This is a genomic window from Leifsonia sp. 2TAF2, from assembly GCF_052115085.1.
GTDB lineage: Bacteria > Actinomycetota > Actinomycetes > Actinomycetales > Microbacteriaceae > Leifsonia.
On sequence record NZ_JBFRFY010000001.1, the window covers coordinates 2,048,994 to 2,072,176 of the forward strand.

Genomic DNA, 23,183 nt, shown 5'->3' on the forward strand with positions numbered 1-23,183 from the left:
TCCGCGACCAGCGTCGCCTGGCAGGAGGCGGCAGAACGTCGGGACGGAGGATCTGTGGAGAAGGCGCCAGGGCAGCGAACTGTGGACAGAACGCCGCCGGAGGACGGCGCCTACCGCGCGAGCATCCCGAAACCGCTCGAACTCAGCCCGCTAGCGGACCCGCTCACTCGTCGAGCGCGAGCTCCTTGGGCAGCTCGAACTCCTTGGAGGAGAGCTCCTCGATGTTGACGTCCTTGAACGTGAGGACGCGCACGGACTTCACGAAGCGGTCGGCGCGGTACACGTCCCACACCCAGACGTCGTTCATCGTCAGCTCGAAGTAGAAGTCGTGCTCGGTATCGCGGCGCACGAACTCCACCTCGTTCGCCAGATAGAAACGACGTTCCGTCTCGATCACATACTTGAACTGCGAGACGACGTCCCGGTACTCGCGATACAGTGCCAACTCGACCTCGCGGTCGTAGTCATCGAACTCGTCTTCATCCATCGTCCGCCAAGTCTATGCCGGATGGAGCGCGCCCGCTCCGACGGCGCCGAACCTGTGGACGACGACCCTCGCGGAATCACTCCGGGATGTCGATGAGAGCCGGCTCCTTGAGCCACGTGAGCCGGTGCAGCGCGCTCGGGCCGAGCTCGGAGATGGCAGCGAAATGCTCCGGCGTCGAGTACCCCTTGTTGCTCGCCCAGCCGTACCCGGGGTACTCCTGGTCGTGCGCGATCATCATCCGGTCGCGGTGGACCTTGGCGATGACGGATGCGGCGGCCACGGATGCGCAGTCGCGATCGGCTTTGATCCTCGTCACCACTTTCGCCGGGCGCATGAGTGCCGGATTCAGGTAGTCGTAGTTGCCGTCCAGGATCAGCGTGCTCTCGTGGACCAGCGCGCCCTGCAGCTCCAATTGCGCGAGCGCCCGGGCACCCGCAAGCCCCAGGCAGCGCATGATGCCGAGCGAATCGACCTCCGCTGCGGTCGCGAGCCCGACCGCATGATGCATGGCCCACTTGCGGCACAGCGGATCGAGCGACTCGCGAACCGGCTCGGGCAGGAGCTTGGAGTCGCGCAGACCCGGAGGGATGCGCTTCACGGTGGTGTCGATGACGACCATGCCGACGGCGACGGGGCCGGCAAGGGCCCCGCGACCGACCTCGTCCACAGCGACGATCGAGGTCACGCCCTGACGATAGAGCGCCTTCTCGAACCGGAGCGACGGCGATATCGGGGTCATCATGCGTTCCTCGTCCCTCCGCCCTTTTCGTCCGCGTGCGCGAGCCTTGCGCGTCCATTCTCACTCATGCCCGGCGGCGCCGCGAACGACACGACGGCCGTTAAACGACCGAACTCCCGGTCCGAACGAACGGACCGGGAGCTCGGGATGCTGGTGGGCGCGGAGCTCAGCTCTCGCGCTTCTCCTTGATCTTCGCCTTCTTGCCGCGAAGCTCGCGCAGGTAGTACAGCTTCGCGCGACGGACGTCACCGCGGGTGACGACCTCGATCTTGTCGATGACCGGGGAGTGGACCGGGAAGGTGCGCTCGACACCCACCTGGAAGCTGATCTTGCGGACCGTGAAGGTCTCGCGGACGCTCTCGCCGGAGCGGCCGATGACGACGCCCTGGAAGACCTGGACACGAGAGCGGGTGCCCTCGATGATGTTCACGTGCACCTTGACGGTGTCGCCGGCGCGGAAGTCCGGGATGTCCTGCTTCAGGGACGCCGAGTCGAGCTGGTCGAGGATGTGCATGGCTGTTCGCTCTCTGTGCCCGCCGCAGGTCGGGAACGGACTAGGGGCCGGCTCCGTTCAGGAGGGACGGCCGTCTGGGTTCGATGTGGTGTCCGCGATGAGTGCTGGCTCCCCTGTGGCAGAGCCTGGCCGCGGCACAAGGGTCAATTCTGCCATGCTCGGCCCCGGTTTGCCAAAGCGGTGGGATGTGCGGCGCCGCTCAGTCGCGGTCGCGGCGCTCCTCGATGACGATGTACTCGCCGGCGTCGACGACGTCGCCCTCCGGTTGCGGCACCTGCCGCGGCTGGGCGGCCCGCTGGTAGGCGTCGAACGTCTGCTGCACGCGCGCTCGCGTCTCGCGGAGCAACTCCCAGACAGCGACCCAGAAGACCGCTACGAAGAGCAGGATGCCGAGGACGGCGAACCAGCCGCTGAGACCGGGTGTGAAGAAGCCGAAACCGATGATGGTGAGATGCCACGGAGCGAACAGCGCGACGTCGTACCAGGAGACGGCACGCGCCTCACGCACGCTCCGCCGGGCCATGACGATGCCGCCAACGACGAGCATGGCGACGAAGAGGATGGGGCACAGCAGCAGGAGGCCGAGGAACGACCACCCGCTCCCCTGGTTGAAGGCGGCCCAACCGACCAGCAGCCAGGCCGGGAGCACCACGGCGGACGGGAAGAGCCACCAGTAGAACGCCTTGCGAATGAACACACTTAAAGCGTAGCGGCGGACGGCTGTGCTGCGGCTGCGGGTTTCCCGGATGCGCACCTGAGACACTGGAGCCGTACGACATCGAAAGGAGCCGGCGTGATCGAGTTGAGGACACCCGCGGAGATCGAGCAGATGCGGCCGGCCGGGCGCTTCGTTGCGGATGTGCTGAAACAGACCGCTGCGGCCGCCCACGTCGGTGTGAACCTGCTGGAGCTCGATGCGCTCGCGCATGACCTGATCCGGCAGCGTGGCGCCGCGTCGTGCTACCTCGACTACCACCCCTCCTTCGGCGCGAGCCCCTTCGGGAAGGTCATCTGCACCTCCGTCAACGACGCCGTGCTGCACGGCCTCCCGCACGACTACCGCCTCCAGGATGGCGACCTGCTCACCCTCGACTTCGCGGCAAGCGTCGACGGCTGGGTCGCCGACTCGGCGGTCAGCCTGGTAGTCGGAACGCCGCGGGACGAAGATCTGCGCCTCATCGACACCACGCGTCGTGCTCTGGCGGCCGGCATCCAGGCCGCCCAGCCGGGCGGAAGGATCGGCGACATCTCCGCCGCGATCGCCGCGGTGGCGCACGCCGAGGGCTACTCGATCAATACGCAGTTCGGCGGCCACGGCGTCGGACGGACGATGCACGGCGATCCGCACATCTCGAACGACGGCCGGCCGGGCCGGGGGTACCCGCTGCGTCCCGGCCTCGTCATTGCCATCGAGCCGTGGTTCCTGGAGACGACCGACGAGATCTACACCGACCGCGACGGCTGGACGCTCCGCAGCGCCGACGGCTCCCGCGGGGCCCATTCCGAGCACACCATCGCCATCACGGACGACGGCCCCCTCATCCTCTCGGCCCCCTGACGCTCCCCGCCCCCGTTGGGCAGCGATCGATTGATCAGGGCAGGAGGTCGGGGCGCACGGCGCGCGTGCGCGCGAGCTGCTGCTCGTGACGCCAGGCGTCGACGGCCCCGTGGTTGCCCGACAGCAGCACGGGCGGCACCTCGCGACCGCGCCAGAGCGCGGGCTTCGTGTAGCTCGGATATTCGAGCAGGCCGTCCTCGTGCGACTCCTCCACCAGGCTCTCCGGGTTGCCGACGACGCCCGGGATGAGCCGGCCGAACGCCTCGATCATCGCCATGGTCGCGACCTCGCCGCCGTTGAGCACATAGTCGCCGATGCTCATCAGGCGCACCCGCGCGCGCGAAGCCGTCTCGTCGAAGACGCGCTGGTCGATGCCCTCGTACCGCCCGCATCCGAAGACCAGGTGCTGCTCCTGGGCCAGTTCGCGGGCCGTCGCCTGCGTGAAGACCTCGCCGGCAGGTGACGGGAAGATGACCACGGGGTCCGAGCCGGAATCGAGGATGCCGTCGAGCGCCTCACCCCAGGGTTCCGGCTTCATGACCATCCCGGCTCCCCCGCCGTACGGGGTGTCGTCGACCGTGCGATGGCGGTCGTGCGCGAAGTCGCGGAGGTCGTGCACGCCGAGCTCGATCAGCCCGGACTGCCGCGCCTTCCCGAGAAGCGAGATGTCGAGCACATCGAAGAAGGTCGGGAAGATCGTGACGATGTCGATGCGCATCCCAGAAGTCTAGAAGAGGGAGTCGTCTAGAAGAGCGCGAAGAGCGCCGTCAGGCGGGCACAGCCACGAGCTCCCGGTCGCGCGGCACCAGCGGTGCGGCCACCGCGGGGCAGACCGCGACGAGTGCGAAGGCGATCGGGTACCCGACCCAGCCGATCAGCGCCCCGACGACAGGGCCCACGACGGACGCCGCCAGGAACTGACCGGTGTTCTGGGCGCCCAGCGCCCGTCCGGACCAGAACGGGCCGGCGATCTCGGCGACGGATGTGTACGCGAGCCCGTTGTCCGCGACCGTCACGATGGCGGCCACGATGAGGATCACCGCCGCGGCGACCGAGCCGAGGGAGGATGCGACCGCCATCAGCAGCATCACCGCGACCGCGCCGAGCGAGACCCAGCGCAGCGGCCTCAGGTGGCTGCCGACCCGGTCGCTGAGCACGCCGACGCCGATGCGCCCGATCGCGCCCGCGAACTGGCTCACGCCAATGACGATGCCCGCGGCGAGGGAGGCGAAATGCAGTTGGGACACGAGCCAGACCAGCCCGAAGGTCGAGATGGTGAACTGCGGGACCACGAGCAGCATCGAGACCGAGTGGATGCGCCAGAGCAGCGAGGTCTCCCGGTACGGCCGCCACACCGCCTGGGGGTGCGCCTGCTCGCCTGCCACGGCTTGGCGGGGCGGCCGGGGCGGATCGACGATGCCGATCGCGCAGAGCACGGCCGACACGGCACACAGCACAGCCGGGACGACGAGGGCGGCGGCGATCCCGCCCGTCGCTGCGAGCACGGGCACGGTGAGCGCCGCGATCGCGACCCCGAGCGGCTGGCACATCTGCCGGATGCCCATGGCGAGCCCTCGGCGCTCTTTCGGGAACCAGCCGATCACCACGCGACCGCTGGCCGCGTTGGGACTTGCCGAGGCCATCCCGCCCACCAAGAAGAGTGCGCCCAGCGCGACGTAGGAGTCGACGAACATCGCAGCGAAAGCGGCGACCGCCGTCAAGGCGAGGCCCGAGGCGATGACCCAGCGCTCGCCGATCCGGTCGCTGAGGGCGCCCCACGCGATGAGCGTCAGCACGAGCCCGAGCGTCGGCGCTGAGGCGAGGAGCCCGGCCTGGGCCAGACTCAGACCGCGTTCGGTGTGCAGCAGCGGGATGAGGAACGCCGGCGTCGAGACGAAGACGGTGGAGCTGGCCTGCGCCAGCACCCCGAAAGCGAGCATCAGCCAGGGGCGTGGTCGGCGTCCGTTTCCGCTCATCATGGGTATACCCTAGCGGTATACCAAGCCGGTATACCAAAGGAGGACCATGCCCCAGCTCGCTGCTCCCGCCAGTCCCCCGACGGTCTACGACCGGCTGCGCGCACAGATCCTCGACCTCGACCGCGTCCCGGGATCAGGACTCACCGAGCGCAAGCTCGAGACCGAGCTCGGGGCATCGCGCACCCCGCTCCGGGCCGCCCTGATGCGGCTCGAGGCGGAGGGGCTCGTCTCCCGCGACGGCCGCGGATGGCGGGTCTCCCCCATCGACCTCGGCGAGATCGCACAGCTCAGCGAGCTCCGGGATGCGGTGGAGAGCGCGGCGGCACGGATCAGCTGCGCGCGTGCCACCGACGCGGAGATCGCCGCGCTGACCGCTCACCTCGACGGCTTCGACGAGGGGCGGTCCAACGACGACGCGGTCCGCGCGGGGACGGAATTCCACGTGCGGCTCGCCGCGCTCTCCGGCAACCACTTCCTCGCCGACGCGGTCGACTCCGCCATGACGCGACTGGCGCGAGCCCGCTGGCTCGTGGTCCGCAGCGAGGAGGCGTGGGAGGAGCACCGTGAGATCCTCGCTCTGGTCGCCGCTCGGCGGCCCGAGGAGGCTGCTGCGCTCATCCACAACCACATCGTGGGCACGCACGACCGGCTCGTGGCGGCCCTGGGTGCGGACGCGCGGATGCTGCGCGGGCGCGGCCTGTCGATCGTCGTCTGAGCGCGGCTCAGCGAGCGTCGTCGGCGTCCGGCTCGGCAGCGTCCGATTCTGTGGAGTCCGATTCGGCAGCGTCGCTATCGCCCGCAGGCTCGGCGTCGCCCGCGGGCTCCTCGTCGTCATCCGGCAGTTCCTCGAACAGCCCGGCGGGCGGCGTGAGCGTCACGGTGCCGGCGGTCACATCCACTTCGGGAACGATCGCCTTCACGAACGGCACGAGCACCTCGCCATGCCCCGTGGCGATGGCCAGCAGGTCTTGAGCGGGCAGATGGTCGACGCGCGCGACGCGGCCGACCGAGACGCCGTCGCGGATCGCATCCAGTCCGACCAGCTGGTGGTCGTACCAGGCGTCATCCTCGTCCGGCAGCTCTTTGACGTCCTGGCTCACCCAGAGGATGGCCTTCACCAGCGTCTCCGCCTCGGTGCGGTCGTCGACGCCGGCGAAGAAGCCAACGGGCTGGCTGTTGTAGAAGCGCAGCTCGCGCAGTTCGAGCGTCTTGCCGTGCCACTTGGATGCGGTGGGCACCTGCAGCGTGAAGACGGCGCCCGGGACGAACCGCTTCTCCGGCTCGTCCGTGTACAGCTCGATCTTAAGTGCGCCCTTGAGGCCGTGCGCCTTCGTGAGGCGCCCCACCCGCAGCTCGGTCTGACCGGGCCGGGGGGCGACCTCCTTGCGGGGCAGTTTGTGGTCCGCCACCTCAGTCGTCGACGACGTCGACACGGACGCGCCGGCCGTCGGCCAGGGCGCCCACCAGCGTGCGGAGCGCCTTGGCCGTGCGGCCGGAGCGACCGATCACCCGGCCGAGGTCCTCGGGATTCACGCGAATCTCGAGGACCTCGCCACGCGGGGAGCTCTTGGCCACGACGTGGACGTCGTCAGGGTGATCGACGATCCCCTTGACCAGGTGCGTGAGCGCGGGTGCGAGCAAGATGTCAGGCCTTCTCGTCGGAAGCGTCGTCCGCGATGGCCTCGGCCTCGGCGACGACGTTGGCCTCGGCGGCCTCCTCGCGCTCGACCTCGGCCTCGACGACAGCCTCAGCCGCGGCGGTCTTGTCGGCCTTGGGCTTCAGGACCGGCTTCTTCTTCTCGTCGGCGACGAACTCCGACTTGCCCTCGGCGACCTTGACGGTGCTGACGGCGTTCTTGTCGCCCTTGAAGCGGCCCCAGTCGCCCGTGAGCTTCAGCAGCGCGGTGACCTGCTCGGTCGGCTGGGCGCCGACGCTCAGCCAGTACTGCGCGCGGTCGGAGTCGACCTCGATGCGCGAGGGCTCCTCGGTCGGGTGGTACAGACCGATCTCCTCGATGACGCGACCGTCGCGCTTGGTGCGCGAGTCGGCGACGACGATGCGGTAGTACGGAGCGCGGATCTTGCCCAGGCGCTTCAGACGGATTTTGACAGCCACGATTCTCCTGTGTGAGTGGATGAGATGTGTCGAACTGACTGCCGTGGGCGTGGGGGCACACTCGGCAGGAGGTCTAATGTTCGTCCGCCGCACCGGATAGAGGGTCGGGTACAGCGAACTCAACTAGTTATTCTGTCAGATACTGCCCTGCTTTGAACAATCGGATGGACGGGACGACCGCATGCAGATCGAATTCTCGGAATCCGAGCGCTCCACGGTGGGCATCGAATGGGAGATCGCGCTCGTCGATGGCTCAACCGGCGACCTGGTGCAGATCGCCGACGATGTGCTCCGCGAACTGGGCACGCCGGATGGACGCGAACACCCGCAGATCACGCACGAGCTCCTGATGAACACCGTGGAGCTCGTCAGCCGAGTGCACAAGACGGTTCCGGCCGCCATCACCGATCTGCAGGAGCTGATCGGCCTGGTCCGCGGCGTCACCGATCCGCTGGGCGTCGAGCTCATGTGCGCGGGGACGCATCCGTTCGCCCAGTGGTTCGACCAGAAGGTGACGCCCAACGAGCGCTACGACCGCCTGCTCGACCGGACGCAGTGGTGGGGGCGCCAGATGATGATCTGGGGCGTCCACGTGCACGTGGGCATCGACTCGGTCGACAAGGCGCTGCCGATCGTCAACGGCCTCCTGACGTACTACCCGCACCTCCAGGCGCTCAGCGCATCCAGCCCGTTCTGGGCGGGCGCGCGCACCGGTTATGCCTCCAACCGCGCGCTCATGTTTCAGCAGCTGCCGACCGCGGGCCTGCCCTGGCAGTTCGGCACGTGGGCCAACTACGAGGCCTACGTGGAGGACCTCGTCACCACCGGCGTCGTGGAGGATCACTCGGAGGTCCGCTGGGACATCCGGCCGTCGCCCAAGTGGGGCACGGTCGAGATGCGGGCGTGCGACGGGCTGTCCACAGCTGATGAGGTGGGCGCCGTCTCCGCGCTGATCCACTGCCTGACCGACCGCATGTCGTCACGACTGGATGAGGGCGTCGAGCCGGTCACGCTGCAGCCGTGGTTCGTGCGCGAGAACAAGTGGCGCGCTGCGCGCTACGGCTTGGACGCGGAGATCATCACGGCGCCGGACGGCAGCGAGCTGCTGGTCTCGGACTCGCTGCGGGAGCTCGTGGAGGACCTGCAGCCGGAGGCCGAGCGACTGGGATGCGTGGACGAGCTCGCGACGGTGCTCACCATCCTGGAAACGGGAGGGAGCTACCAGCGGCAGCTCGCCGTCGCGGAGCAGAACGGCGGCAGCCTGCAGGCGGTGGTCAGCTCGCTGACGCACGAACTGCGCAGCGGACTCGGGCGCTGAGGCGGACCTTCACCAAGCCGAACCATAGGGTCCGCGCGTACGGTGAATGCATGCTGGCACGACGGCCCCTTGCCACCGCGGCAGCCACGATGACGGTGGCGCTGGTGGCGCTCGCCGTCCTCTCGGGATGCGCCGCGGCGAACGCCGGCACGTCTGAGCCGTCGGCCGCATCCCTCCCTGCGGGTGCCCTGCGGGTCGCCGTGATCGGCGACTCGATCGAGTCCGGTCTGGGTCTCGATCCGTCGGAGGCCTGGCCCGCACTCCTCGCGGCGGAACACGGGTGGCGGCTCGACAACCTCAGCGAGCCGGGCGCCGGTTTCGTCGCCCAGGGTCCGGACGGGAAGACCTTCTCGGCCCAGGTGGATAGGGCCCTCGCCGCAAAGCCCGAGCTGGTGCTGATCGGGGCCTCCGACAACGACCTCGACGCGGATCCGGACCAGGTCGCCTCCGCCATGAGCCAGGCCGTCGATCGCCTCCGCACGGCGCTCCCGGATGCCCGGATCGTCGGCTTCAGCGCGCTCACGGGTTCGGCGACCGACGACGACCTCTCCCCCGCGGACGCGGCACTCCGCCGGACGGTGGCCGACGTCGGCGGCACCTGGCTGGACCTCGGCCAGCCCTATCGCGACCGTGCGGGTCTCGTCCAGGACGACGGCGAGCATCCCACTCTGCCAGGCCAGCAGGCGATCGCGGCGGCCGTGGAGGCCATGCTGGGGCTCTGACCGGACCCGCTCCGACCCGATTCCGTACGGATCTCCGTTCTTCGACGGAGGCGACGAACGCGCTCGATTACCACCGGGCCGACACGCCCGGAACCGCCACACAGGCTTCTCGCAGGTTTGACGCTCTAACGTCGCTCCCGTGCGCACCCTCACCCGACGCCGCCCGCGCGCCCACGCCACCCGCCTCCCGCTGCTCGCGCCTGCGGCACTGACGGTCGCCCTCCTGGCCCTCGCGGGCTGCTCCGCTACGCCGAGTGCCCGCCCGGTCGCCGCACAGTCGACCTCGGTCGCCGCCCCGGTCGCGGGCACCGCCCGCCAGAACGCGGACCCCGTCGACGCGGTCGCGATCGGCGACTCCATCGCGTTCGGCAAGGGCGTCACGGCCGCCGAGGCGTGGCCCGCCATCCTCTCCGCCTCCCACGGCTGGCGGCTCACCGACCTGGCCGTCTCCGGCTCCGGCTTCGTCAAGCCCGGCTGGAACGGCGCGACCTACCGTCAGCAGGTGGATGCTGCACTCCACCTGCACCCGCAGGTCATCCTGCTCGCCGCGACCAGGAACGACCGCGACCAGGATCCCGCCGCCGTCACCGCGAACGCCGACCGCATGCTGCGGGAACTCCGGGAGGCGTTCCCGGACGCCTCGATCATCGGCATCACCGGCATCTGGGGCTCCGACCAGCCGCCCGCAACGATGACTCACGTGGACGAGATCGTCGGGGATGCGGTCCGCGACGTCGACGGAACCTGGCTCGACATCGGCTTCCCGCTCGTGGGGCACCCCGACCTGCTGCAGCCGGACGGCATCCACCCGAACGCGGCCGGGCAGAAGGTCGTCGCCCGGACCATCGAGTCGAAGCTGCGTCCGCTGAACCTGGCGCTCTAGCCGGGCGATCCGGGACGGTCCGGCCTACCGGCCCAGGAACTTCTGCAGCGCGTTCAGCTCTTCCTCCGACGGCCCGCCTGCCGGCGTTGCCTGAGGGGCGCCGCCGCCCAAGCCGAAACCACTGCCGCTCGGCGTCGACGCGCCGGCCGGGCTCACGCCCGCCGCCAGCGCAGCGTTCTCCGCCGCGCGACGTGCCGGGTTGCCCGAACGCGACCCCTTCTTCTTGTTCTTCTGCTGCTTGCCGCGACCGGCGTAGGACGCACCCGGGATGGGACCCATGCCGGGAACGTTCGGCACGCCGCCCTTCGCGACGGTCTTCATCATCTTGGCGGCCTGCTCGAACCGGTTGACGAGCTGGTTCACCTCGGTGACCGTCGAGCCGGAGCCCTTCGCGATGCGGAGCCGGCGGGAGCCGTTCAGCAGCTTCGGGTTCGTGCGCTCGGCCTTCGTCATGGACTGGATGATGGCCTCCGTGCGCACGATCTCACGCTCGTCGAACTGGTCGAGCTGCTGCTTCATCTGGCCGGCGCCGGGCAGCATCCCCATCATCTTCTTGATGGAGCCCATGTTGCGCAGCTGCTGCATCTGCTTCAGGAAGTCGTCGAGCGTGAAGCTGTCGGTCGCGAACTTCTCGGCGACCTGGCGCGCCTCCTCCTCGTCGAAGGCCTCCTGGGCCTGCTCGATGAGGGTGAGGATGTCGCCGAGGTCGAGGATGCGCGACGCCATGCGGTCCGGGTGGAACGGCTCGAAGTCGTCCAGGTTCTCACCCGTCGACGCGAAGATGATCGGGCGGCCGGTCACCGACGCGACAGAGAGCGCGGCTCCACCGCGGGCGTCGCCGTCGAGCTTGGAGAGCACCACGCCGGTGAAGTCGACGCCGTCCTGGAACGCCTTGGCTGTTGCCACGGCATCCTGACCGATCATCGCGTCGATGACGAACAGCACCTCGTCCGGGTCGGTGGCCTTGCGGATGTCGGCGGCCTGCTTCATCAGCTCGGCATCCACACCCAGACGACCGGCGGTGTCGATGACGACCGTGTCGTACTGCTTGGTCTCGGCGAACTTCATCGCGTCCTTGGCGACCCGCACGGGGTTGCCGACGCCGTTGCCGGGCTCCGGGGCGAACACAGGGACGCCGGCCTGCTCGCCGACGATCTGCAGCTGCTGGACGGCGTTCGGCCGCTGGAGGTCGGCGGCCACGAGGAGCGGCGTATGGCCGTCCTTCACGAGCCACTTGCCGAGCTTGCCCGCCAGCGTCGTCTTACCAGCGCCCTGGAGGCCAGCGAGCATGATGACCGTCGGGGGCTTCTTCGCGAACTGCAGGCGGCGCTGCTGGCCGCCGAGGATCGCCACGAGCTCCTCGTTGACGATCTGGACGACCTGCTGTGCCGGGTTGAGGGCCTTGTTGACCTCGTCGCTCAGCGCGCGCTCGCGCACCTTGCCGGTGAAGTCCTTGACCACCTCGAGGGCGACATCGGCGTCGAGCAGGGCGCGACGGATCTCGCGCACGGTGCCGTCGACGTCGGCCGGCGACAGCTTGCCCTTGGTGCGCAGGTTCTTGAAGGTGTCCGCAAGTCGGTCGGACAGCGTGCCGAAAGTAGCCATGATCTGTTTATTCTATCGGGACTTCACTGGCCACCCGCCGTGCGCGGCGAGCGCCTCGCACTAGGGCTGCGTCTCGACCGAGACCACGTCGCCGCGGACATCGAAGGCGACCGTCAGCAGGGCATCCGTCTCGTCCGGCGCGATCGAATAGTCGAAGGTCGCGAAGACCTCGTCCTCGTCCGAGTGATCGGCCTGGATGACGACGCTGAGCAGCTGCAGCGACCGCAGCACGTCGATGGCGATGTCACCCGAGTTGTAGACCAGCAGGTCGACGAGGCTATCGCCCAGTTTCTCCACGTGCTCGTCGATGTAGGTGACGGTCGCCGACTGCCGCGAGCTGAGCTCCGCGATCAGCGCGTCCCTGGCGCGCGCGTCGAACCCCTCCAGCGCCTGGATGAGCGCAGCTGCGGAGTCGAGGGCGAACTCCGGCACCGCGCTCTCGTCGTCGGCCAGCAGCTCGACGTCGATGGCCTGGTCGCCCAGCTCCACCGTGTCGTCCCACGCCAGGCCGCCGCTCGCCGTCTCGTCGACGACGCCGAAGAAGTCGTGCTCGATCGCCATGGCGTGACCCTATCCCACCAGCTGCTGGGCGAAGACGTGCGGGGTGAAACCGGTGAGGTCGTTGATCCCCTCGCCCTGGCCGACCAGCTTGATCGGGATGCCCGTGCGCTCCTGCACGGCGAGCACGAATCCGCCCTTCGCGGAACCGTCGAGCTTCGTGAGCACGAGTCCGGTGACGCCGGCGTGCTCAAGGAACGCCTCCGCCTGGGCGAGACCGTTCTGACCGGTGGTCGCGTCGAGCACTAGCAGTACCTCTGCAATTGGAGCCTGCTTCTCGACGACGCGCTTGATCTTGGACAGCTCGTCCATCAGGCCGCCCTTGGTCTGCAGGCGCCCCGCGGTGTCGATGATGACGATCTCGGTGCCGTCTCGCTTCGCCTTCTCGACCGTCTGGAACGCGACGGACGCCGGGTCCTGGCCCTGCTGCTGCGGCCGCACGATCTCGGCTCCGGCACGCTCCGCCCAGGTGGCGAGCTGCTCCACTGCCGCGGCACGGAACGTGTCCGCCGCGCCGACGACGACCGAACGGTCGTAGGTGCGCAGGAACTTGGCGAACTTCCCGATCGTGGTCGTCTTGCCGACGCCGTTCACGCCGACCACGAGCACGATCGCCGGACGGTCGCTCAGCTTGAGGGTCGTGTCGAGCTTCGAGAGCCGCTCCTCCATCGTCTCCCGCAGCATCCGCTGCAGATCGGCGGGGTCCGTGGTGTGGTACCGGTCGACCTTCGCGCGGAGGTCGTCGATCACCGCCTCGGTGACATCCGGGCCGAAGTCGGCGGTGATCAGCGCCGTCTCGAGGTCGTCCCAGGTGTCGTCGTCGATGGTCTTCTTCGCGAACAGCCCGCGGAGGGCGCCCGACAGAGACCAGGGGGTGCGGTCAGCCATGACATTCAGACTAGCCGGGGTTGTACGGTGTGCTCATGTACGCGCTGGTGGGGGTCTCTGCGGAGCTGGCCGAACAGCTCGTCGCAATCGAGACGGGCGGGGATGACGCGGTGCATCAGGCGCGGACGCGTGTGCGCCGGCTGCGCAGCATCCTGAGCGTGTACAGCAAGGCGTTCGAACGGGATGCGCGCCGCGGCATGCGCGACCGGCTGAAGCGCCTCGGCGCGCGGCTCGGGACCGCGCGAGACGCCGAGGTGCGGGCGCGGGACCTCGAAGGACTGCTCCATGCGGACTCCCCGCCGGAGGTCGTGGATGCGGTCGAGGCATTGGCGGCCGACGCTCGCGCCGAGTACGACCGCGCCCACGAGGCGCTGCTGCGGCACCTGGGCGGGCGGGCGCACCGGCAGCTGATGGCGGACCTGCAGCGGTTCGCGGCTGACCCGCCGCTCACGAAGGCCGGCCATGGCCACCCTCGGCGAGTGACCCGCAAGGCGCTGACGAAAGCCGTCGCGCGCGTCCACCGGGCCGCAGGCTCGTCGCTGGCCGAGCGCCACGAGACCCGGAAGGCGGCGCGGCGGCTCCGCTATGGGGCAGAGGCCGTGGTCGACGACCTCGGCCGCGAAGCGGTGCGCGTCGCTGCTGCGGCGGAGGCGGTCCAGGATGCGCTCGGCGACCACCGCGATCTCGTGCTGCTGGCGCGCCACCTGCGCGACAACGCGGCGCGCCGCCCGCTCACCCCCGCCGCCGCGACCGGAATCGCGCTCCTCGCCACGGAGTGCGAGTCGCGCGCTCAGGAACTCCTCGCCGGCCTGGAAGAGAAGCTCGCCGCCATCGAAACGTGAGTGGATGCGGGTATCCCTCGTGAGTGGCGACAGGATGTCACCACTCGGCGGGGCTCAGCTCGCCCGCTCCTGCTCCTGCTCCCGCTCCTGCGCCACGCGCTGCCCGACCACCGCGGAGACGCCGTCCTGGCGCATCGAGACGCCGTAGAGGGCGTCCGCGATCTCCATCGTGCGTTTCTGGTGCGTGATCACGATCAGCTGGCTGGTCTCGCGGAGGTCTTCGAAGATGGTGAGCAGGCGCCCCAGGTTGGCGTCGTCGAGCGCCGCCTCCACCTCATCCATGATGTAGAACGGGCTGGGCCGCGCCTTGAAGATCGCGATCAGCAGGGCGACGGCGGCCAGCGACCGCTCGCCGCCGGAGAGCAGCGACAGGCGCTCGATCTTCTTGCCGGCCGGCTTGACGGAGACCTCGATGCCGGTGGTCAGCAGGTCGTCGGGATTGGTCAGGCTGATACTCCCCTGGCCGCCCGGGAACAGGATGGGGAAGACGCGCGCGAACGCCGCCTCGGTATCCGCGAACGCGGACTCGAAGATGGTCTGCATCCGCTCGTCGATGTCCTCGATGATCGTCAGGAGGTCCTTGCGGGTGTTCGTCAGGTCGGTCAGCTGCTCGGTGAGGAACTTGTGACGCTGCTCCAGCGCGGCGAACTCCTCCAACGCGAGCGGATTCACGCGGCCGAGCTGCGACAGCTTCCGCTCGGCGGAGGCCAAGCGCTTCTGCTGCTGCTCCCGCGAGAACGGGACGGTCTCGACCTCCGGTTCTGCCTCGGTCTCCGTGTCGGCCTCCGGCTCCCGCAGGTCGTCGCGCGCGACATCCACCGGGACGGGCACCTCCGGCCCGTACTCGGCGACCAGCACGTCCTCGACCAGTCCGAGCTCGCTGCCCGCCCGCTCCAGAAGGCTGGAGAGGTGCAGCTTCTTCTCGTAGATCTGCAGCTCAAGGCCGTGCACGGACTCGGTGATCGCCTGCAGCCGCTCGCGGACCGCGTTCTCATCGCGGCGCAAGGTCGCCAGCTCCTCGTTCTGGCTGGCGCGCTGAGCTTCGGCGGTAGCGAGCTCCAGCCGCGCCTGGGCGACGGAGCGATCGACGGAGTCGAGCACGGCGGGGAGGGCGTCGATGACGCTCTGCGCCGCATCCAGCTGCCGGCGGCGTATGACGGCACGGCGGGCAGCTTCCTCGGCCGCTGCGCGCTCGGCGTCCAGCCTGCGGGCGAGCGCCTCGCCGCGAGCCTGCTCGGCCCGCACGCGCTCCTTGGCCGTCTCGACGGCAAGTCGCGCCTCCACCTCGGCCTCGCGTGCGGCGTCCAGTTCGCGCGACAGCGCGTCACGGGCGCTCACATCCAGGATGGGGCGCGGACGCGAGCGCGCGGTCTCGAGCTCCGCCTTCGCCCGATCGGCGGCCTGCTCCGCCTCGGCCACGCGCTCGGCGGCCAGCTCGAGGGCACGGCTGAGGCGGTCGAACTCCGCCTGGGAGGCCTCCAGCTGGACCTTCAGACGATTGACCTGCTCGGTCTGGGCGGCGAGCTTCGCGTCGAACTCCCGCAGGGTGGCGAGGGCTGCCTGCGACTGCTCCTTCGCGACCTGGAGCACGCCGCGCTGCTCGGCGAGGGCGAACTTCGCCCGGTCGATCAGCGAGGTGACCTCGGTCAGGCGTTCCTGGGCGGCATCCCGGTCGGCGATCAGCTCGATACGGCTCTGCTTCGCGCCCGACCCGCCGCGGAGCACGTGCTCGGTGAGGACCTCCCCGGTGCGGGTGATGATCGTGACCGGTCCGCCGATGCCGCGGGCGCCGAAGGCGTCGAACGCCCGCTGCGCGGCCTCCAGGTCGTCGGCGACGGCGGTGAAGGCGAGGATGCCGCGCACGCCGTCGGGCGCATCCACGACGCTTGTCGCGGCTACGACTCCCCCGACCCCGGTGAGGTCGACGGATGCGGCCGGTGCGCCGCCGATGACCACCTCCACCCGGCCCAGGTCTTCGTCTGCGGCATGCGTCACGGCGGCCACCGCCGACCGGCGACCGTCGGCGAGTACGGCGTCGGCCAGCGTCCCGAGCGCTGCGGCGATCGCCGCCTCGTAGCCGGGGTGGACGCGGACGTGCTCCGCCACGAGCCCGCGCACGCCGTCCAGGCGCGCCGCGACCAGGGCGGCGGAGCCGTCCTTCTGGTCGAGGGCCCGCGAGAGGGCGCTGGTGCGGGCGGCGAGGGCGTCCCGTTCCCGCTCCAGGGTGTGCAACTCCTCGCGGAGCCGCTCGATCTCGCCCTCCGCCTCGAACACCGTCGCCTGGGCCAGCTCGTAGGCCTCGTCGAGGTCGCCCTCGCCGATATCGGCCGTCGCCGCCTCGGCCTCGCGGGCGGCGAACTCGGCGCGTGCGCGCTCACGACGCTCGGTGGCCGCGTCGAGCGCGTTCTGCTGGCGCAGCACCTCGCCGCGGACAGCGGCCAGCCTCTGCGCCGCCGCCTCCGCCTGGCCGTTGAGCTTGGAGATCTCCAGGTCGTGGCGTGAGACGAGCGCGCTCTGCGCGGCGATCTCCTCGTCCACGGCGTCCAGCCGGGCGCGGGCGCTTCGCGTCGCGGCCTGTGCCGCGGTCCAGGCCGCCTCGGCGTCGACCACGACGCCCCGCAGGCGCTCCACCTCGTCGCGGGCGTCCTGCACGTTCTGCGGCGTGACGCTGGGGCCGGTGTCCGGCGCGTCCGCCTGGCCGCCGAGAAGCGCGACCCGCTGGTTGGCGAGGGTGAACAGGCTTCGCAGCCGCTCCTGCACCGACTCGAGGGCGAAGGCGGTGCTGCGGGCCGCATCCACCGCATCCCCGACCTGCGCCTGCTCCAGCCGCGTGCGGCGCAGCTGCTTCTGCTCCAGCTGCTCCTGAAGCACGATCTGCTCGCTGTGCCGCTCCGACTCCGTGCGGCCGTGGTCGTCGAGGGTGCGGCGCAGGGTGACGACCTCGTCGGCGAGGAGCCGCGCCCGGGCGTCGCGGACGACGGCCGCGATCGTCTGGGCCTCGCGTGCGATCTCCGCCTGGTGCCCGAGCGGTTTCAGCTGGCGCCGCACCTCCCCGGCGAGGTCGCTCAGGCGGGTGAGGTTGGTCTGCATCGCCTCCAGCTTGCGGAGGGTCTTCTCCTTGCGGCGGCGGTGCTTCAGGATGCCGGCGGCCTCCTCGATGAACCCGCGCCGGTCCTCCGGGCTCGCGTGCAGGACTGCGTCGAGCTGGCCCTGGCCGACGATGACGTGCATCTCGCGGCCGAGGCCGGAATCGCTCAGGAGCTCCTGCACATCCAGGAGACGGCACGACTGTCCGTTGATGGCGTACTCGCTGCCGCCGTTGCGGAACAGCGTGCGGGAGATCGTCACCTCCGAGTACTCGATCGGCAGCGCGCCGTCCGAGTTGTCGATGGTGAGCTGAACCTCTGCACGCCCCAGGGGTCCGCGGGTCGCAGTGCCGGCGAAGATGACGTCCTCCATCTTGCCGCCGCGAAGCGTCTTGGCGCCCTGCTCGCCCATCACCCAGGCGAGCGCGTCCACCACGTTCGACTTGCCGGACCCGTTGGGACCGACGACGCAGGTGACGCCCGGCTCGAAGGCGAACGTCGTCGGCTGCGCGAACGACTTGAAGCCCTTGAGCGTCAGACTCTTCAAGTACACGCAGGCGAATTTACCCGACGATCAGGCCGTAGCCGTGCCGGAGCGCCGCGAGGTACTGCCTCAATCTGTCGCGGTGCGGGCCGACAGGGGCCTTGCCGCCGGGATGTGGGCGTACATGGCTCTGTCGCCGTCCGGATACCCCAGCTTCCGCAACAGGACTACGGCCTTATCAGGCATCGACTCACCGCGGAAGTATTCGGAGAAGTGCCCATCCGCCGCGGCGACGGTGGTGACCTCGCACGCGCTCATCAGTGCTCGGATGTCGTCTTCGTCGCGTCCCCTGCGCGAGGCGTTCAGTTCATCGCGAGCAAGGCTTCTCGCGTCGCCAGCTGAATCGACAAGGTTTCGTCCGACAACGGAACGGATTCGACCCAGAGCGGATGGCCGGCGTAAGCCGGGTACAACCCCTGTGCCTGCAGATTGAGCCAATCCGCCGGCCAGGCGCGCTCCTGCGCGATCTCTGCGGAGATCCGCGCGATCGCGTCCGGCGGAATCATGACGACAGCATCGATGTCGACCGTCGACTCGCGATCCGCCAGGTCGCTCAGGATCATCGCCGTGCCGCCGATGATCTTGATCGTGCCGGTCACTCCGCGAGCTTTCAGTTCGTCGCGTATCCGGTCGATCGCCCACACCAGGTCATCCCTGCTGAGAGCACCCTGAGTCGCCATCAGACACTCGCCAGAGTCTCATGCGGCAGCACGACTCCATGTGATCGCAGAATCGGATCTGTGTCGTCGAAGTCCTCGGCCGACCAGTGATACCCCAGCGAGTCCTCGGCGATCTGCACGTACCGGTTCTCTGCCGTCACCCAAGCCGGGCTCTCGAGCCCCAAGTCCTTCAGCCGGAGTTCGGCGAGCCCCGCGATGGCCGCGTCGAAATGCGGATCGCCCGTGCTGTCCGGCTCGACGGCGAGACTGAGGGCGGTCGTGAACGAGTTACCGCCCCGCAGATCGTCAGAGAACTGGATCAGGCCACGGAACGCGGAGGCCGTGTTTCCGTCGGCCAGCCGCGACGCGACGAACCGCGCCACGTCCGCCGCCGCGTTGATGCGGCCTGGGACCGCGATCAGCGACACCCCGAGGCTCTCGGCCAGCGTCTCGAGGGTCGATGTGGTGACCGAGGCCTTACCGCTCTCGAAGCGCGAGATGGCGCTGTGTGCGATCCCGGAGCGCGCCGCGATCTCCTTCTGGGTCCAGCCCGCCTGCTCTCGGGCCTTTCTGAGTTGAGCGTTGAGCGTCATGAGGGCCACCTTGCGATTAGTGAATTCGCTAATAGTAGCCGAGGAAGATGCGAGCGTCATACCTTTTTAGACGACGAAGCGCGCCGGCCCATGATGGACCGGCGCGCTTGATGAAGGCATTGCAAGCGTCAGCCGACGCCGAGGTACGCCTCTTTGATCGCCGGGTCGGCCAGGAGTTCGCGACCGGTGCCTGCGTGGGTGATGTTGCCCGTCTCCAGCACGAAGCCGCGATGTGCGCGGGCCAGCGCCTGGTTGGCGTTCTGCTCCACCAGCAGGACGGTCGTGCCCTGCTTGTTGATCTCCGTCACGATGCTGAAGATCTGGCGGATGAACTGCGGCGCGAGACCCATCGACGGCTCATCCAGCAGCAGCAGGCGCGGGTTCGACATCAGCGCCCGGCCGATGGCGAGCATCTGCTGCTCGCCGCCGGACATCGTGCCGCCGACCTGCGTCTTGCGCTCGGCGAGCCGCGGGAACAGCGAGAAGACGCGGTCGAAGTCCTCGCCCATCTTCGAACGGTCCTTCCGGCCGAACGCGCCCATGTCGAGGTTCTCCATCACCGTCATGCCCGGGAAGATCCCGCGGCCTTCCGGCGCCTGGGAGATACCCCGGACGACGCGGATGTGCGCCTTCATCTTGGTGATGTCCTCGCCGTCGAAGAGGATCGACCCCCTCGACGGGTTCAGGATGCCCGAGATCGTCTTCATGGTCGTGGACTTGCCTGCGCCGTTCGCGCCGATCAGGCTCACGATCTCGCCCTCCTCCACAGAGAAGGACATGTCGTGGATGGCCTCGATGCGGCCGTACGAAACGCTGATGTTCTTCAGCTCAAGCAACGTCATCTTCGGGCTCCCCGAGGTAGGCGGCGATCACGCGCGGGTCGTTCCGGATGGCCTCAGGAGTGTCGTCGGCGAGTTTGCGCCCGAACTCCAGCACGACGATCCGGTCAGTCACACCCATGACCAGCTTCATGTCGTGTTCGATCAGCAGCACGGTGTACCCGTCGGCCCGGATGGTGCGGATGAGGTCCATCAGGTCCTCTTTCTCCGCCGGGTTGAAGCCGGCGGCCGGCTCGTCCAGGCAGAGCACCTTGGGGTCCGTCGCCAACGCGCGTGCGATCTCCAGGCGCCGCTGGTAGCCGTACGGGAGCGACCGCGACAGCGAGCCGGCGTGGTCGGCGATGCCGACGAACTCGAGCAGGGCCATGCCGCGCTCGATCGCCGACTTCTCCTCGCGGATGTGCCGCGGCAGCCGCAGCAGCGCGCCGGGCACAGAGGTGCGGTGCCGAGCGTCCAGCCCGACCACCACGTTCTCGAGCGCCGTCATCTCGCCGAACAGCCGGATGTTCTGGAACGTCCGGGACAGCCCGAGGCGGGTGATCTGGTGCTGCTTGCGCCCCTTGATCGTCTGGCCCTCCAGCAGCACGTCGCCGCTGGTCGGCTTGTAGACGCCGGTCATCGCGTTGAAGCAGGTCGTCTTGCCTGCACCGTTCGGGCCGATGAGCCCGAGGATCTCGCCGCGGCGGATGTCGAAGGTCACGTTGTCGAGCGCCGTCAGACCGCCGAACTTCACGGTCAGGTTGCGCACCTCCACGATGTTCTCCCCGACCTCGACCGCGATCTCGCGGTCAGGGGCCGCAGCCTCGGCGACGTTCAGGTCGATCCCTGCCGCCTCCAGTTCGTCCTCGTTCGCGCCGAGGGCGAGCTCCTCCTCCGGAGCCGTGTTCTGTGCGTCCGTCATCGTGCGCCTCCCTTCGCGCCGTCACCATCGAGTGAACCCGGGTCGACCACAGGGGTCGCCCCCGTGGTCGTCCTCGGCCGTCCCTTCGCCGCCTCCGCCACGCGGTTGTAGGCGTGCCGGCCGTAGGCCAGCAGCTTCTGCCGCGCGGGGAACAGGCCCTGCGAGCGGAAGATCATGATGAGCACCAGCGCGATACCGAAGATCAGGTACTTGTAGTCCGCGATCACGGTGAACCGCAGCGGGATGTACGCCACGATCGCGCCTCCGAGCATCGCGCCGACCTTGTTACCCGCGCCGCCGAGGACGACAGCCGCGAGGAACAGGATCGAGGTCTGCACGTCGAACTTCTGGTTGTTGACGAACCCGACCTGACCGGCGAACAGCGCACCGGAGAGGCCGCCGACGCCGGCGCCGATCGCGAACGCCCACACCTTGTACTTGAAGGTGGGGACGCCCATGATCTCGGCGGCGTCCTCATCCTCACGGATGGCGACCCACGCGCGGCCGACGCGGCTGCGCTCCAGGTTTCCGACCAGCAGCAGGATGACGATGATCACGGTCAACGTCAGCCAGTACCAGGGCACACCGTTGGAGTTGGAGAAGATCGGGATACCGTCGGCGTTCTCCCCCGGCGGGTGGCCGACGTTCTGGAAGCCGACCTGTCCCTTCATGGCCGGGATGATCGTCGCGAGGATTCGGACGATCTCACCGAAGCCGAGCGTCACGATCGCCAGGTAGTCACCACGGAGTCGCAGCGTCGGCACACCCAGGATGATGCCGAACGTCATCGTCACCGCGATGGCGACCGGGATCGTCCACAGGTATGGGATCTTCAGGAACGGCGAGTCGGGGCTCGTCAGCATGGCTGCGGTGTACGACCCGACGGCGAAGAACGCCACGTAGCCGAGGTCGAGGAGGCCGGCGTAGCCGACCACCACGTTCAGGCCGATCGCGATGAGGGCGTACACGGCCATCGAGAAGCAGGCGAGTGCCCAGTCGTTGCCGGGGGCCGTGCTCAGCGGGAAGAAGTTCAGGTACGGCAGCGCGTAGGCGATGACGACCACGATGAGCAGCCACGCCCACTGCACGACGCGCGGGAGGTTGTTCCAGCGGTCGCGGAGCTGGGCGAAGGGACCGTTGCTCCGCTTGCCGCGGGCAGCTTCGAGGGCGTCGACCGCCTGCTCCTCGCGACCGTCGGGGAGGACCCTGGGGCCTTCTGTCATGCTCATGCGCGGCTCCTTCCGAGCGAGGTGCCGAGAATGCCGCTCGGCTTGATGAGCAGCACCAGGACGAGGACGACGAAGGCGACGACGTCGGTCCACTGCGAGTCACCGAGCAGGATCTGGCCGTAGTTGCCGATCACGCCCAGCAGCAGGCCGCCGAGGAGGGCGCCGCGGACGTTGCCGATACCGCCGAGCACCGCTGCGGCGAACGCCTTCACGCCGAGGATGAAGCCGCCGTTGTAGATGACGCCGGAGGGCACCAGCATCACGTAGAACAGGGCGGCCGCACCGGCGAGGATACCGCCGGTGATGAACGTGATCTGGATGATCTTCTCCTTGTTCACGCCCATCAGGGTGGCCGTGTCCGGGTCCTGCGCGACCGCGCGGATTCCGCGGCCGGTGCGGGTGCGCCGGATGAACCAGTCGGTCGCGACCATCAGCAGGACCGACGCGATCACGATGATCAGCTGCTGGCTCGTGACGATGGTTCCGAAGACGTCGAAGATCGGCTGCGGGATGAACATCGTCACTGCCGGCATCGCGTTCGCGCCGACACCCGGGATCAGGAAGATCAGGTACTGGATCGTGAACGAGGCGCCGATCGCCGTGATGAGGAACACGAGCCGTGGCGCGTTCCGTTTCCGCAAGGGGCGGTAGGCGACGCGCTCGAGGATCCAGGCGGTGACGGCCGAGGCGAGCATACCGACGATGAGCGCCAATAAGAGGTCGCCTATCAAAGCGGCTGGGCCGAGGGTCGGCGCGCTCGGGCCGAAGCCCAGCGTGGTGAGGGTCACCACGACGCCGTAGGCGCCGACGATGAAGACCTCGGAGTGGGCGAAGTTGATCAGGTTCAGCACGCCGTAGACCAGCGTGTAACCGACGGCGATCAGACCGTAGACCGCACCGAAGGTGAGGCCGTCGAAGGTGGCGCTCCAGAAATTCTGGACCAGCGCGTTGACATCGAAGTTGATCCAGGAACTATCGAGGGCGGGATGGAGGACGAGGGTTTCGAGCATTCGAGCATCCAGGGTCTCGGTGCCGGATCTCCGTCGATCCGACAGGCAAAGCGAGCGTATCCGAAAAAGGAGGGTGCCGCGGGCCGCCGGGGCCCGCGGCACCCCTCAGGGGG

At 69.0% G+C, this 23,183-nt stretch carries 25 protein-coding genes; 6 read left to right on the plus strand and 19 right to left on the minus strand.

The window, feature by feature from the left end; genetic code table 11:
• Positions 1-163 precede the first annotated feature (163 nt).
• The 4 genes from AB4Z18_RS09875 to AB4Z18_RS09890 form a co-directional block, all read right to left on the minus strand.
• On the minus strand, positions 164-487 hold the full coding sequence (locus AB4Z18_RS09875) for a DUF2469 family protein (protein WP_018190696.1): 324 nt from the start codon (positions 485-487) through the stop codon (positions 164-166).
• A 76-nt stretch (positions 488-563) separates the two neighbouring features.
• On the minus strand, positions 564-1,226 hold the full coding sequence (locus AB4Z18_RS09880) for a ribonuclease HII (protein WP_441782504.1): 663 nt from the start codon (positions 1,224-1,226) through the stop codon (positions 564-566).
• A gap of 166 nt (positions 1,227-1,392) precedes the next feature.
• Positions 1,393-1,740: a 50S ribosomal protein L19 gene (rplS, locus tag AB4Z18_RS09885; protein ID WP_441782505.1), complete on the minus strand. Its 348-nt coding sequence runs from the start codon at positions 1,738-1,740 to the stop codon at positions 1,393-1,395.
• 199 nt (positions 1,741-1,939) lie between these two features.
• Positions 1,940-2,437, minus strand: a complete 498-nt coding sequence (locus AB4Z18_RS09890; protein ID WP_441782506.1) for a hypothetical protein — start codon at positions 2,435-2,437, stop codon at positions 1,940-1,942.
• Between the two features lie 96 nt (positions 2,438-2,533).
• On the opposite strand from AB4Z18_RS09890, the gene map reads away from it, so the two are divergent.
• On the plus strand, positions 2,534-3,298 hold the full coding sequence (gene map / locus AB4Z18_RS09895; RefSeq protein WP_441782507.1) for a type I methionyl aminopeptidase: 765 nt from the start codon (positions 2,534-2,536) through the stop codon (positions 3,296-3,298).
• Positions 3,299-3,332: 34 nt separating this feature from the next.
• Here map and trmD read toward each other — a convergent pair whose 3' ends face one another.
• Both trmD and AB4Z18_RS09905 read right to left on the minus strand, forming a co-directional pair.
• Entirely contained in the window at positions 3,333-4,016 is a 684-nt protein-coding gene (trmD, locus tag AB4Z18_RS09900; protein WP_441782508.1) for a tRNA (guanosine(37)-N1)-methyltransferase TrmD, read from the minus strand.
• Positions 4,017-4,065: 49 nt separating this feature from the next.
• A complete protein-coding gene (locus tag AB4Z18_RS09905) occupies positions 4,066-5,277 on the minus strand; it encodes an MFS transporter (RefSeq protein WP_441782509.1) in 1,212 nt (403 codons plus the stop codon).
• 46 nt (positions 5,278-5,323) lie between these two features.
• Here AB4Z18_RS09905 and AB4Z18_RS09910 point away from each other — a divergent pair, with 46 nt between their 5' ends.
• Entirely contained in the window at positions 5,324-5,992 is a 669-nt protein-coding gene (locus AB4Z18_RS09910; protein ID WP_441782510.1) for a GntR family transcriptional regulator, read from the plus strand.
• 7 nt (positions 5,993-5,999) lie between these two features.
• On the opposite strand, the gene rimM is transcribed toward AB4Z18_RS09910, so the two are convergent.
• Genes rimM through rpsP form a run of 3 tightly spaced genes read right to left on the minus strand, consistent with a single transcriptional unit; the run spans position 6,000 to position 7,393 of the window.
• Positions 6,000-6,686, minus strand: coding sequence for a ribosome maturation factor RimM (rimM, locus tag AB4Z18_RS09915; protein ID WP_441782511.1), 687 nt, complete (start codon positions 6,684-6,686; stop codon positions 6,000-6,002).
• A 1-nt stretch (position 6,687) separates the two neighbouring features.
• Entirely contained in the window at positions 6,688-6,918 is a 231-nt protein-coding gene (locus AB4Z18_RS09920) for an RNA-binding protein (RefSeq protein ID WP_441782512.1), read from the minus strand.
• A gap of 4 nt (positions 6,919-6,922) precedes the next feature.
• Positions 6,923-7,393, minus strand: coding sequence for a 30S ribosomal protein S16 (gene rpsP / locus AB4Z18_RS09925; RefSeq protein WP_441782513.1), 471 nt, complete (start codon positions 7,391-7,393; stop codon positions 6,923-6,925).
• Between the two features lie 181 nt (positions 7,394-7,574).
• Here rpsP and AB4Z18_RS09930 point away from each other — a divergent pair, with 181 nt between their 5' ends.
• From AB4Z18_RS09930 to AB4Z18_RS09940, 3 genes are all read left to right on the plus strand, one after another.
• Positions 7,575-8,711: a glutamate--cysteine ligase gene (locus AB4Z18_RS09930; RefSeq protein WP_441782514.1), complete on the plus strand. Its 1,137-nt coding sequence runs from the start codon at positions 7,575-7,577 to the stop codon at positions 8,709-8,711.
• Positions 8,712-8,761: 50 nt separating this feature from the next.
• Positions 8,762-9,433, plus strand: coding sequence for an SGNH/GDSL hydrolase family protein (locus AB4Z18_RS09935; protein ID WP_441782515.1), 672 nt, complete (start codon positions 8,762-8,764; stop codon positions 9,431-9,433).
• A 139-nt stretch (positions 9,434-9,572) separates the two neighbouring features.
• Complete coding sequence (locus AB4Z18_RS09940; protein ID WP_441782516.1) at positions 9,573-10,316, plus strand: SGNH/GDSL hydrolase family protein; 744 nt, start codon at positions 9,573-9,575, stop codon at positions 10,314-10,316.
• Between the two features lie 24 nt (positions 10,317-10,340).
• Here the strand turns inward: AB4Z18_RS09940 and ffh are convergent, their stop codons facing one another.
• The 3 genes from ffh to ftsY are packed head-to-tail and all read right to left on the minus strand — an operon-like array spanning position 10,341 to position 13,367.
• Positions 10,341-11,921, minus strand: a complete 1,581-nt coding sequence (gene ffh, locus AB4Z18_RS09945; protein WP_441782517.1) for a signal recognition particle protein — start codon at positions 11,919-11,921, stop codon at positions 10,341-10,343.
• Positions 11,922-11,981: 60 nt separating this feature from the next.
• Entirely contained in the window at positions 11,982-12,482 is a 501-nt protein-coding gene (locus AB4Z18_RS09950; protein ID WP_441782518.1) for a DUF2004 domain-containing protein, read from the minus strand.
• Between the two features lie 9 nt (positions 12,483-12,491).
• Positions 12,492-13,367 (minus strand): signal recognition particle-docking protein FtsY, encoded by an 876-nt coding sequence (gene ftsY, locus AB4Z18_RS09955; RefSeq protein WP_441782519.1) that lies wholly within the window; start codon positions 13,365-13,367, stop codon positions 12,492-12,494.
• A gap of 35 nt (positions 13,368-13,402) precedes the next feature.
• Here ftsY and AB4Z18_RS09960 point away from each other — a divergent pair, with 35 nt between their 5' ends.
• Entirely contained in the window at positions 13,403-14,209 is an 807-nt protein-coding gene (locus tag AB4Z18_RS09960; protein WP_441782520.1) for a CHAD domain-containing protein, read from the plus strand.
• Between the two features lie 54 nt (positions 14,210-14,263).
• Here the strand turns inward: AB4Z18_RS09960 and smc are convergent, their stop codons facing one another.
• The 7 genes from smc to AB4Z18_RS09995 all read right to left on the minus strand — a co-directional run bounded on the left by smc (position 14,264) and on the right by AB4Z18_RS09995 (position 23,070).
• Positions 14,264-17,848: a chromosome segregation protein SMC gene (gene smc, locus AB4Z18_RS09965; protein WP_441782521.1), complete on the minus strand. Its 3,585-nt coding sequence runs from the start codon at positions 17,846-17,848 to the stop codon at positions 14,264-14,266.
• A 293-nt stretch (positions 17,849-18,141) separates the two neighbouring features.
• Entirely contained in the window at positions 18,142-18,483 is a 342-nt protein-coding gene (locus AB4Z18_RS09970) for a hypothetical protein (protein ID WP_441782522.1), read from the minus strand.
• 35 nt (positions 18,484-18,518) lie between these two features.
• Positions 18,519-19,091, minus strand: a complete 573-nt coding sequence (locus AB4Z18_RS09975; RefSeq protein ID WP_441782523.1) for a helix-turn-helix domain-containing protein — start codon at positions 19,089-19,091, stop codon at positions 18,519-18,521.
• Positions 19,092-19,219: 128 nt separating this feature from the next.
• Entirely contained in the window at positions 19,220-19,933 is a 714-nt protein-coding gene (locus AB4Z18_RS09980) for an ABC transporter ATP-binding protein (protein WP_441782524.1), read from the minus strand.
• Positions 19,920-20,831, minus strand: coding sequence for an ABC transporter ATP-binding protein (locus AB4Z18_RS09985; protein WP_441782525.1), 912 nt, complete (start codon positions 20,829-20,831; stop codon positions 19,920-19,922). Before AB4Z18_RS09985 ends, AB4Z18_RS09980 begins: the two co-directional genes overlap by 14 nt.
• The gene (locus AB4Z18_RS09990) at positions 20,828-22,060 is read right to left on the minus strand and encodes a branched-chain amino acid ABC transporter permease (RefSeq protein ID WP_441782526.1); all 1,233 of its coding nucleotides are present in this window, start codon (positions 22,058-22,060) and stop codon (positions 20,828-20,830) included. The genes AB4Z18_RS09985 and AB4Z18_RS09990 overlap by 4 nt, the downstream gene beginning before the upstream one ends.
• Positions 22,057-23,070, minus strand: coding sequence for a branched-chain amino acid ABC transporter permease (locus tag AB4Z18_RS09995; protein WP_441782527.1), 1,014 nt, complete (start codon positions 23,068-23,070; stop codon positions 22,057-22,059). The genes AB4Z18_RS09990 and AB4Z18_RS09995 overlap by 4 nt, the downstream gene beginning before the upstream one ends.
• Positions 23,071-23,183: the final 113 nt, after the last annotated feature.

What these genes read in the sequence shown, in the direction of transcription:
- AB4Z18_RS09875 (WP_018190696.1), bottom strand. Translation starts at nt 487, where the DNA reads ATGGATGAAGACGAGTTCGATGACTACGACCGCGAGGTCGAGTTGGCA.
- AB4Z18_RS09880 (WP_441782504.1), bottom strand. Translation starts at nt 1,226, where the DNA reads ATGACCCCGATATCGCCGTCGCTCCGGTTCGAGAAGGCGCTCTATCGT.
- rplS (WP_441782505.1), bottom strand. Translation starts at nt 1,740, where the DNA reads ATGCACATCCTCGACCAGCTCGACTCGGCGTCCCTGAAGCAGGACATC.
- trmD (WP_441782508.1), bottom strand. Translation starts at nt 4,016, where the DNA reads ATGCGCATCGACATCGTCACGATCTTCCCGACCTTCTTCGATGTGCTC.
- AB4Z18_RS09905 (WP_441782509.1), bottom strand. Translation starts at nt 5,277, where the DNA reads ATGATGAGCGGAAACGGACGCCGACCACGCCCCTGGCTGATGCTCGCT.
- AB4Z18_RS09910 (WP_441782510.1), top strand. Translation starts at nt 5,324, where the DNA reads ATGCCCCAGCTCGCTGCTCCCGCCAGTCCCCCGACGGTCTACGACCGG.
- AB4Z18_RS09930 (WP_441782514.1), top strand. Translation starts at nt 7,575, where the DNA reads ATGCAGATCGAATTCTCGGAATCCGAGCGCTCCACGGTGGGCATCGAA.
- AB4Z18_RS09935 (WP_441782515.1), top strand. Translation starts at nt 8,762, where the DNA reads ATGCTGGCACGACGGCCCCTTGCCACCGCGGCAGCCACGATGACGGTG.
- ffh (WP_441782517.1), bottom strand. Translation starts at nt 11,921, where the DNA reads ATGGCTACTTTCGGCACGCTGTCCGACCGACTTGCGGACACCTTCAAG.
- AB4Z18_RS09950 (WP_441782518.1), bottom strand. Translation starts at nt 12,482, where the DNA reads ATGGCGATCGAGCACGACTTCTTCGGCGTCGTCGACGAGACGGCGAGC.
- ftsY (WP_441782519.1), bottom strand. Translation starts at nt 13,367, where the DNA reads ATGGCTGACCGCACCCCCTGGTCTCTGTCGGGCGCCCTCCGCGGGCTG.
- AB4Z18_RS09960 (WP_441782520.1), top strand. Translation starts at nt 13,403, where the DNA reads ATGTACGCGCTGGTGGGGGTCTCTGCGGAGCTGGCCGAACAGCTCGTC.
- AB4Z18_RS09975 (WP_441782523.1), bottom strand. Translation starts at nt 19,091, where the DNA reads ATGACGCTCAACGCTCAACTCAGAAAGGCCCGAGAGCAGGCGGGCTGG.
- AB4Z18_RS09980 (WP_441782524.1), bottom strand. Translation starts at nt 19,933, where the DNA reads ATGACGTTGCTTGAGCTGAAGAACATCAGCGTTTCGTACGGCCGCATC.
- AB4Z18_RS09985 (WP_441782525.1), bottom strand. Translation starts at nt 20,831, where the DNA reads ATGACGGACGCACAGAACACGGCTCCGGAGGAGGAGCTCGCCCTCGGC.
- AB4Z18_RS09990 (WP_441782526.1), bottom strand. Translation starts at nt 22,060, where the DNA reads ATGAGCATGACAGAAGGCCCCAGGGTCCTCCCCGACGGTCGCGAGGAG.
- AB4Z18_RS09995 (WP_441782527.1), bottom strand. Translation starts at nt 23,070, where the DNA reads ATGCTCGAAACCCTCGTCCTCCATCCCGCCCTCGATAGTTCCTGGATC.